This is a genomic window from Mesorhizobium sp. WSM4312 (assembly GCF_002294875.1).
In the GTDB taxonomy this organism is placed as follows: domain Bacteria; phylum Pseudomonadota; class Alphaproteobacteria; order Rhizobiales; family Rhizobiaceae; genus Mesorhizobium.
In genome coordinates this window covers 57269-65129 of the sequence record NZ_NSFU01000028.1, presented here as the reverse complement: position 1 = coordinate 65129, position 7861 = coordinate 57269, and the positions used below count along the sequence as shown (strand labels likewise).

General features: G+C 62.0%; 7 protein-coding genes. 6 read left to right on the top strand and 1 reads right to left on the bottom strand.

Annotated features, from left to right (window positions below; all coding sequences use genetic code 11):
• Positions 1–2 precede the first annotated feature (2 nt).
• Positions 3–743, top strand: a complete 741-nt coding sequence (locus tag CK228_RS31605) for an ATP-binding cassette domain-containing protein (protein ID WP_245438159.1) — start codon at positions 3–5, stop codon at positions 741–743.
• A 119-nt stretch (positions 744–862) separates the two neighbouring features.
• On the opposite strand, the gene iolE is transcribed toward CK228_RS31605, so the two are convergent.
• A complete protein-coding gene (gene iolE, locus CK228_RS31600; protein ID WP_095790390.1) occupies positions 863–1762 on the bottom strand; it encodes a myo-inosose-2 dehydratase in 900 nt (299 codons plus the stop codon).
• A 280-nt stretch (positions 1763–2042) separates the two neighbouring features.
• Between iolE and CK228_RS31595 the strand changes: the two genes are divergently transcribed.
• The 5 genes from CK228_RS31595 to CK228_RS31575 all read left to right on the top strand — a co-directional run bounded on the left by CK228_RS31595 (position 2043) and on the right by CK228_RS31575 (position 7834).
• Positions 2043–3479 (top strand): NAD-dependent succinate-semialdehyde dehydrogenase, encoded by a 1437-nt coding sequence (locus CK228_RS31595; RefSeq protein ID WP_095790389.1) that lies wholly within the window; start codon positions 2043–2045, stop codon positions 3477–3479.
• Positions 3480–3490: 11 nt separating this feature from the next.
• The gene (locus CK228_RS31590) at positions 3491–4309 is read left to right on the top strand and encodes an aldolase/citrate lyase family protein (protein WP_095790388.1); all 819 of its coding nucleotides are present in this window, start codon (positions 3491–3493) and stop codon (positions 4307–4309) included.
• The gene (locus tag CK228_RS31585; RefSeq protein WP_095790387.1) at positions 4309–5274 is read left to right on the top strand and encodes a hydroxyacid dehydrogenase; all 966 of its coding nucleotides are present in this window, start codon (positions 4309–4311) and stop codon (positions 5272–5274) included. The genes CK228_RS31590 and CK228_RS31585 overlap by 1 nt, the downstream gene beginning before the upstream one ends.
• Positions 5264–6388 (top strand): Gfo/Idh/MocA family oxidoreductase, encoded by a 1125-nt coding sequence (locus CK228_RS31580; RefSeq protein ID WP_095790386.1) that lies wholly within the window; start codon positions 5264–5266, stop codon positions 6386–6388. The genes CK228_RS31585 and CK228_RS31580 overlap by 11 nt, the downstream gene beginning before the upstream one ends.
• A 282-nt stretch (positions 6389–6670) precedes the next feature.
• Complete coding sequence (locus tag CK228_RS31575; RefSeq protein WP_095790385.1) at positions 6671–7834, top strand: substrate-binding domain-containing protein; 1164 nt, start codon at positions 6671–6673, stop codon at positions 7832–7834.
• Positions 7835–7861 lie beyond the last annotated feature (27 nt).

The following is a 7861-nucleotide window of genomic DNA, read 5'->3' as shown; positions in this document are numbered from 1 at the left end:
ACCTGACCAAGCGCTATGGCGGCGTGCATGCGCTGGAAGGCGCCAACTTCGAGCTGCGCAAGGGCGAGCATGTCGCCATCATGGGCGACAATGGCGCAGGCAAATCGACCTTCGTGCGCCAGATCACGGCTGTCGAGCAACGCACCAGCGGCAAGGTCTGGTTCGACGGCAAGGAAGTGAATTTCACCGGCCCGATCGAGGCCCGCACGGCGGGCATCGAGACGGTGTTTCAGAACCTGGCGTTGGCCGACGATCTCGACGTGCCGTCGAACCTGTTCCTCGGCCGCGAAAAGGTGCTGTTCAATCTGGGGCCATTCTCGATCCTCGACCGCAAATACATGCGCAAGGCAACCGAGGCGGCGCTGGTGCGCACGGCGGTGAAAATCCCCAATCTCTCCAACACCATCCGCCACATGTCGGGCGGCCAGCGGCAGTGCGTGGCGATCGCTAGGACGGCAACTTTCGCCTCCAAGCTGATCATCATGGACGAGCCGACGGCGGCTCTCGGCGTGCAAGAAACGGCGCAGGTCGAAAACATCATCCGCACGCTGAGGGCCAATGGCGAGCCGCTGATCCTGATCAGCCACAATATGCGCCAGGTGTTCGACCTGTGCGACCGCATCGTCGTCTTCCGGCGCGGCCGCATCGTCGCCAATCTGCGCAAGGAGAACACCGACGGCCAGGATATCGTCTCCTACATCACCGGCGCCAAGACCGGGGAGGCGGAGTTTCAGGCCGCCTGAGGATGGAAAGGACGTCTATGCCGCAAGAACCCTTGGCGCCGGCATCGACCAGATGGCGGCGCCCGGACCCTGCGCGGAACTGGTTATGACGCAAGACTTTTAGTCCGTCTGTTCATCGATCAGCCCTCGACAGTGTAGCCCGCCGATGCCATGACGCGCAGCAGCTCGCGATGGCCGATCCTGGCCATTTCCAGCGGTGGGTTCTTGATCGGGTCCTGCTCGGCCTCGACGACAAACCAGCCTTCATAGCCGTGGCCGGCGAGCCGTTTGACGATGGTCTCGAAGTCGAGCGAACCATCGCCGGGCACGGTGAAGGCGCCCTTGACGACTGCGTCAAGGAAGCTTTCGCGGGAGCGATCCAACCCATCGATGACGGGCTGGCGCACATCCTTGGTGTGAACGTGGCTGATGCGATGGTGATGATTGTCGATCACGCGCAGCACGTCGCCGCCAGCAAAGGCCATGTGGCCGGCATCGTAGAGGAGGGGTAGCGCCTCACCAGAGTGCTTCATCAACAGGTCCACGTCCTGCTCGGATTCGATCGGTGCGGCCATGTGGTGATGGTAGGCGATTGGCATGCCCTGCCCAGCGCACCATTCGGCGAAAGCGGTCATCTTCCGGCCATAGGCCTTGATCTCCTGTTCGCTCAGGCGACGACGGGTGGTGAGTGGCGCGGAACGGTCGCCCTGGATCGTGCCCGCGGTCTCGCCATAGACGATACAGGGCGCGCCCACGGCCTTGAACAACGCGATCTGTTCGGCAATGCGGTCCTTCTCGCGGGCGATGTCGCCATCGAGCAGCAAGCCCGAGAACCAGCCGCCGCAGACCTTCATGCCATAGGTGTCGAGTATCGGTCCGAGCACGCCGGCATCCATCGGGAAGCGACGTCCGGTTTCCATGCCGGAAAAGCCGGCCTCCCGCGCTTCTGCAAGGCATCCCTCGAGCGAAATGTCGCCACTCAGTTCCGCAAGATCGTCGTTCCACCACGCGATCGGCGCGATGCCAAGCTTGGCTTTCATGCTCTGATTTCTCCTTCCACAGGGGACGCAAATGGCTGCGTTGCGATCTATTATGAAATGTCTATTGACAAATCAATAGATGCTGCAATGATTATTGCAATACGGTTTTAGGGAGGACTGCGCCAACTCGCGCAGGGCACGCGATCCATCGGACATGCCGAGGATCAGCGCCGCCGAAGGCGGCTCCGAACGGAGTGAAACACCCGTCCCGCAATGCCGGAATCTTGTGATCGCCGTGCTGTCTGCGTGGCGCGTCTCGTGCTGTTTTCAGGGTGCTCAGATGTATGGCGACTACGGACTTTTCATCGATGGAGCCTGGCACTCAACGGGCGGGGGAGGCCTAACCCCGGTATTTAGTCCGGTCACCGAAAGGGCGCTCGGCGAGGTCGCTTGCGCCAATGGGGAAGACGCTCGCGACGCACTTGAAAGTGCCCAACGGGGGTTTCGTTCATGGAAAGCAAAATCCGCCTTCGAGCGGGCTGATGCTCTGCATCGCATTGCCGACGAACTGCTGCGCCGCAAGGATGAAGGGGCGCGGATGATCTCCAGCGAGACCGGCAAGCCGCTGGCGCAGTCGGAGCGGGAATGGGCTCTCGGGGTCGATCAGTTCCGCTGGCATGCCGAGGAAGCACGTCGCATCTACGGACGTGTCATCGAGAGCCGTGTCCCCGGCGGGCGTTTCGAGGTCCTGCATGAGCCTGTCGGCGTCGCCGCGGCCTTCACGGCCTGGAATTTTCCCGCAGCACTGGTGGCACGCAAGGTCGCACCGGCCCTGGCCGCCGGCTGCTCGATCGTGGTGCGTCCCTCGAGCCAGACCCCGGGCACGGCCATGGTCATGGTCGACTGCATGCGAGCGGGCAACCTGCCTGCGGGCGCAGTCAGCCTGCTGGTCGGTCCTACGGAAGCCACCTACACGCCGATCATGGCGTCGAAAGTAGTCCGGAAAGTCTCCCTGACCGGCTCCACGCGGGTCGGTCAACAGATGATTCGCGATGCCGCCGATACGGTCAAAAAGGTCTCGATGGAACTGGGCGGCAACGCGCCGCTGATCGTCTTTGACGATGCCGATCTCGAGACGACGCTCGGTGTGGCGGTGCCGACCAAATATGCCAATGCCGGCCAGGTATGCGTCACGCCCGACCGTTTCTTCGTCCATGAAAGCCTGCATGACAAATTCGTTGAGGGCTTCGTCTCCCGAGCCAAATCACTGAAGCTTGGCGATGGTCTCGACCCCTCGGTGCAGATGGGACCGCTGATCAACGCCAAGCGGCTCTCCGAGATCGAGGCCGTGGTCGCGGAGGCCGAACGGCAAGGGGCAACGGTCGCCGCCGGCGGCCGCCGTGCGGCGACCTTCAACGCCGGGCATTTCTTCGAGCCCACGGTGCTGACCAACGTCAGCGACGACATGGCGGTCTTTGCCGAGGAGAATTTCGGTCCGGTGGCGGCGATCACCTCGTTCTCCAGCGACGACGAGGCGCTGCAACGCGCCAACACCTCCGACATGGGGCTTTCGGCCTACGCTTTTACGCAAAGTCCGAAGCGTGCGCGCCGGGCGATTGCCGAGCTGAAGGCCGGAATGGTCGGCATCAACAGCTTCGCGCTTGCGGCCTCGGAGGCGCCGTTCGGCGGCACCAATTTTTCGGGCATGGGCAGGGAAGGGGGGATCGAGTCGATCACAGATTACCTCGATACCAAGCTCGCCCAGGTCGTTTTCTAAGGGTTGCCGCCATGATCCCCAATACCCTCAAGGAGCTCTGGGCCGACGGCCGTCCGACCATCAATGGCTGGCTCTCGATAGGCAACTCGTTCACCGCCGAGATCATGGCCGCGCAAGGTTATGACAGCATCGGCATCGACCTGCAGCACGGCGCACTAGACTACAACGCCATGCTGCCCATGCTGCAGGCCATGCGCGCCTCGGGCGTCACGCCGCTGGTGCGCGTCCCCTGGCTCGAGCCGGGCATTATCATGAAGGCACTGGACGCCGGCGCCTACGGGATCATCTGCCCGATGATCAACACCGCTGAGGAAGCTGCGAAGTTCGTCTCCTACCTCCGATACCCGCCGCTTGGACAACGGTCATTCGGTCCGACGCGTGCCAATTTCGCGGTCGGCGCCAACTATGCGGCCGAGGCCAATAGAGAAATTCTGGCGTTCGCCATGGTCGAAACCGCCGAGGCGATGGCCAATCTCGATGCGATCGCAGCTACGCCAGGGCTCGACGGCATCTATGTCGGGCCGGCCGACCTGACCTTCAGCCTGCACGGCGGTCGCCTGCCTCCGGCCTTCGATCGCGAAGAGCCGGAAATGATCGAGGCTCTGCAAGCCATTGTGCGGGCCTGTCGCAAACACGGCATTCGCGCGGCGCTGCATTGCGGCACTCCGGAATACGCCGGGCGCGCCGTGGCATGGGGCTTCGACATGACCACCGTCTCCAATGACGTGCGTTTACTCGCCAGCGCCGCCGAAAGCGCCGTCAAGCGGTTCAGGGCGCTGATGGCTGGAGCCTCAGCCGAGGGTATCAACAACGCCAAGGGAAGCTACTGATGCCTCACGTGCTTGTTGCCGGCAAACTGCATCCAAGCGGTATAGCCCTGCTCGATCGGACGCCGGGCGTAACCTACGACTATGTCGAGGAGGTTTCCGAGCCAAGCTATGCCTCGCTGATCGGCAAGGCCGATGGGCTGGTCATTCGCACCCAGCCGCTTTCCGCGCCGACCGTCGACAAGGCACGCAACCTTCGCATCGTCTCGCGCCATGGGGTCGGCTACGACTCGGTCGACCTGCCGGCGCTCAACAAGCGCGGTATCGCGCTGGCCATCGTCGGCGATGTCAATTCGGTCTCGGTGGCCGAGCACGCCATCATGTTGCTGCTGGCGGCCGCGAAGCGCACGCTGCGCGCCGATCGGGCCGTTCGCGAAAAAGGCTGGAACTGGCGCAACAAGCTCGAGGCGTCGGAACTTGCGGGCAAGCGGCTGCTCATCCTGGGCTACGGCCGGATCGGCCGGCATCTTGCCCGCATGGCTGCCGGCTTTTCCATGGAGGTTGAAGCCTACGATCCGTTTCTCGAGAAGATTGGCTGGCCGGATGGCCAGGTGAGGCCGGCCTGCGACCTCGATGCTGCGCTGGGCCGTGCCGACGCAATTTCCGTGCACGCGCCCAAAAGCGAGAGGCCGTTGATCGGTTCCCGTGAATTCGGGCTCATCAAGCGCGGCGCCGTCCTGATCAACACCGCCCGTGGCGGCGTGGTCGACGAGCCTGCTCTGATTGAGGCCCTGCGAACCGGCACGATTGCGGCCGCGGGCCTCGATGTTTTCGACCAGGAGCCGCCAACGCCGGACAACCCATTGCTGTCCATGGATCAGGTCATCCTCACGCCGCACATCGCCGGTCTTACCGCTGAATGCGGGGAACGCATGGCGGTGTCGTCGGTCCAGAACGTCCTCGATTTTTTTGAAAGCAAGATCGACCCCGCACTGGTCGTCAATGGGGCCGAAATCAATGGGAAATGAGAAGCCCAAGCTGCGGGTCGGGCTGATCGGGACCGGTTTCATGGGCAAGACCCATTCGTTTGGGTTCGCCGCAGCGGAACGTGTTTTCGATCTTCCGTTCGAGCTCGAGCTTCATACTGTCGCGGACCGTACAGAAGAACTTGCCGGCGCAGCCGCGCGGACTCTCGGTTTCAAGAACGCTACCGGCGATTGGCGCCGACTTGTCGGCGATCCGGATATCGATCTCGTCGACATCACCGCGCCAAACGCGTTCCACCGCGAGATGGCGCTGGCCGCTATCGCCGCCGGCAAGCACGTTTATTGCGAGAAACCGCTTGCTCCGCGTGCAGCCGAGGCCGCCGAGATGGCAAACGCTGCCGTGGCTGCCGGCGTGCGCACCCAGGTCGGGTTCAACTACCTTTGCAATCCGATGATGGCCCTGGCCCGTGAACTCATCGCGACCGGTGAGCTTGGCGAAATTCGCAGCTATCGCGGAATCCACGCCGAAGACTACATGGGCGATGCTGAAAGTCCCTTCACCTTTCGCCTCGACCCGGTTGGGGGCGGTGCGCTGGCCGATCTCGGCAGTCATGCCTTGGCGACCGCCGAGTTCCTACTCGGCCCGATCGAGCGCGTTCTTGGCGACGAGGTCACCGTCATCAACAGTCGTCCGGATGGCAAGGGCGGCCGTAGCGACGTCGAGGTCGACGACATCGGCCGGGCTTTCTTGCGCTTCGCCAGCGGCGCCACCGGCAGCATCGAGGCGAGTTGGGTGGCGAGCGGCCGCAAAATGCAGCACGATTTCGAGATATATGGCTCGAGAGGTGCGCTGACCTTCAGCCAGGAGCGCTTCAACGAACTGCAATTCTACACCATTGCGGACGCCGGTCGAGTTCGCGGCTTCCGACGCATCGAGGCCGGGCCTGATCATCCGCCCTATGGGCTGTTTTGCGTGGCGCCCGGCCATCAGCTTGGTTTCAACGATCTCAAGGCCATCGAGGTCGCGCTGTTTCTCGAAGCCATCGCCGGGATGCGTCCCGAGCCATTCAGCTTCCGCTCCGGACAGCGCATCCAGGAACTTGTGGAAGCGATCCATACCTCGGCGACTGGAGGCCGCTGGGTCAGCACAGCTTGATGGCAATCTCGAATGCGGCGCCCGGGCGGTCGCCGAAGAACTTAATTGGGCGGGCTTGCGCGTTTTGCAGGGAAGGAACTTTACCCTTTGGGCGTCGCACGTAGCCAGAGTCCATGAGATAGGTGGTATCGGCGCGCCCCTATTTTGCCGACACAGGATGGATCCCGCGAAGCCAGATGATGGCGAATCCAATGCCGCCCCGAAGCGATTCATGCGTTTTTGCAACGAATATTGCTCGATCGCAAAGTTTCGGTATGATGGGTGATCGAAAAAGGATCAGGCATGGACGACTTACGATCGAAGCCTCAGTCTGCCGGCGAGTTGATGACTATCTTGAACTCAGCTCAGGATAACATGGGCAGAGGCGGGCGTCGCGTGGCGAATTTCTTCATCGCGAACCTTGGCGAGACAGCCCTTCTGTCAGGTTCCGAGGTTGCCAGTCGCTGCGGCGTGAACGCATCCAGTGTGGTGCGTTTTGTCCAGACCTTGGGATTTTCGGGCTACCGGGAATTTCAATCAGTTCTCCAACAGCATCTGTCCGCCTCAATTGTGGAAGCCAGGCAGTCCGGCGCCGGTGGAATTACCTTGCCCGAGATTTCAAAACCGCTTCGTCTCGTTCTTCTTGCCGACTCAGGACGATCGTTCAACGAGGCTGCGGAAGCCGCCGCCAAGAACTTCAGCGCGCAATATGCATCGACTGAGATTGAAACGGAGTCGTATGCTTCATACGACGTCCAGCCTGAGGACTTTGCGCGCCGGATCGAGAGCGCGGCTGAAAAGTCCGACGGCATTATCCTAGTCGCCAGAGAGCACCCGGCAATCAACGATGCCGTGAGGGCGGCCACGGGACGGGGCCTCCCGGTGATCTGCCTGACCACCGATCTCCCTTTGTCAGGTCGGGCAGCCTACGTTGGCTCGGATCAGTATGTGTCGGGGGCTACGGCAGCCTGGCTATGTGGCCGAATGCTCCCGCGTGGGACAGCCGGCAAAGTCCTGTTTGTTTGCAGCGTGCCGTTTCGTTGCCACCAAGATCGGGAGCAGGGGTTCCGGCACGTCCTGCGATCCGAATTCTCCACCCTAGCCATCGATGAAAGGGTGAGCTCCAATGAGAGCGTGGAGGTCATCTACGAGGCAGTCCGGCGATACATCGCTAAGAGCGGTCCGCCGGCGGCCATCTACAATGTTTCAGGGGCTAACCTCGGGGTTGGGCGCGCATTGGAGGCTGAAGGTCTCAGTAATTCGACCGTCTTTGTCGGCCATGAATTGAACGCGAATTCCCGCTCTCTGCTCGAGCGGGGAATCATGGATGTGACGATCGGCCACGACTTCGATCGCGAAATTGCGCTATCGGTCGATTGCATACGGACGGCGCGCCAAGGTATCCAGCCTGTAAATCGAATTACGCAAAGTCAGGTCTTCACCCGCTTCAACTGCGCCACCTTCTGATTGATCGCAGTGTTCTGCGGCGAGTTA